At 55.6% G+C, this 1,709-nt stretch carries 1 protein-coding gene; it reads left to right on the top strand.

Features of this window, described 5'->3' with window-relative positions:
- Window positions 1-337: 337 nt before the first annotated feature.
- Window positions 338-1,666 carry an IS110 family transposase gene (locus CAF70_RS25925; protein WP_085627413.1) on the top strand — a complete coding sequence of 443 codons (1,329 nt, stop codon included), beginning with the start codon at window positions 338-340 and terminating at the stop codon, window positions 1,664-1,666.
- The last annotated feature ends 43 nt before the right edge of the window (window positions 1,667-1,709 follow it).

Below are 1,709 nucleotides of genomic sequence, written 5' to 3' on the forward strand. Positions count from 1 at the left end.
CTGTGGGAGATCACCCAGCCCTTCCGGGCTGCGCTGTCGCGCAGCAAACATGAGATGTACGGCTTCAGTTCTGCAGCAGCGCTGACATTTTGAAAAAGAAAAGGCGGCTGGCCCGATAGGGCCAGCCGCCTTTTGCTTTGTTAGGGTTTGTGTGCGCGGGACAGAGATCGTAGCCAGCACTGGTGTGTGTCCGCACACCCGCGTGGGAGAGTGATCCGCACGGTATCGGCGTGAAGTCCCTGTAGGCATCAGCTGAATCAGCTGTGACCACGTATGAGAGAGTGAACCCTTTCGCCACCGTGTGCCCCGCGCGCCCCTTATCCTGCGAGGATTCATCATGGCGCGCAAGCCTTCCAAGCAACGCTTTACCGTCGTTCATCCTGATTGCGCGGCGGTCGACGTCGGTGGTCGAGAGCATTTCGTGGCGGTCGATCCACGGCACGAAAACCCCGTCCAGTCGTTCACATCCTTTACTGACGACCTGCTCAAGATGGCTGATTGGCTTGAAAGCCTGGGGATTAAGGTCGTCGCCATGGAGTCCACAGGCGTTTATTGGATTCCCATTTACGAGATCCTCAGCGAGCGCGGTTTTGAGGTTTATCTCGTCAATGCCAGAGCAACCCGGCAAATCACGGGCCGCAAATCAGATGTGCTGGATTGTCAGTGGATTTGGCAATTGATGACGCATGGACTGCTGAGAGGCGCATTCCGCCCCGATGATCTGACCTGCTGCGTCCGCTCATTGGTCAGGCAGCGGGCTTCCAAAGTCAAAGACCAAGCGCAGACCCTGAATCGGATGCAAAAGGCCATGAGCCAAATGAACATCCAGCTAGCCAATGTCATCAGTGATATTTCCGGCGTGACCGGCATGAAGATTTTGCGAGCCATCTGCGCAGGTCAACGGGACCCTCTTCAACTGGCTGAATTGACCGACCGCCGCATCAAGGCAGGCAAGGAGGCTGTTGCCCGGAGTCTTCATGGCAATTGGCGGCGCGAACATCTGCATGCGCTAACTCAGGAATTGGCTGCCTACGACTTCTTGGAGCAACAAATTGCTGATTGTGACGACGCCATAAAAACCGCCCTAGAGCAGCTGCCGGTGCTGCAAAACAAGCCAGAACCATCCAACAAGCCTTTGCGTAGCCCACACCGAAGCGGCGCCCAACAGACCGAATTGCATCAGACATTGTGGAAAGTTCTTGGCGTGGACCTGACCGCAATCCCGACCATTGGGGTCGACACCGCATTGGTGCTGGCAGGCGAGATCGGTACAGATCTATCACGCTTCCCGTCTTCACAGCACTTCTGCTCTTGGTTGGGACTAGCTCCTCCTACCCGAATTTCCGGCGGTCATCGTCTGGCAGGTGGCGGGCCCAAAATAGTCAATCGAGCAGCTCAAGCACTTAAGCAGGCTGCATCCAATGCTCGTAATGACAAGGGTTTCATTGGTGCATCGCACCGAGCCAGGCTGACTCGAATGGATACCAGCTGCGCCATCAAAGCCACTGCCCATCAGTTGGCACGACTGGTGTACAACCTACTAACCAAGAAACAGGCTTATGTCGAAAAAGGTCTTGAGGAGTTCGAAGCCAGAAGCCAAGACCGGCAGGTCCGGGCTTTGCTTCGCAAAGCCCGGAAACTGGGGTATCAACTGGTGGCTGCCTGAGTGCTTAAAAAACAGTGGGTTGCATTTTGTTTGATGAGAGCGG

This window comes from Pseudomonas sp. B19(2017), assembly GCF_002113165.1.
Lineage (GTDB): Bacteria > Pseudomonadota > Gammaproteobacteria > Pseudomonadales > Pseudomonadaceae > Aquipseudomonas.

Coding starts and splice junctions, on each gene's coding strand:
- CAF70_RS25925 (WP_085627413.1), top strand. CDS start 338: ATGGCGCGCAAGCCTTCCAAGCAACGCTTTACCGTCGTTCATCCTGAT.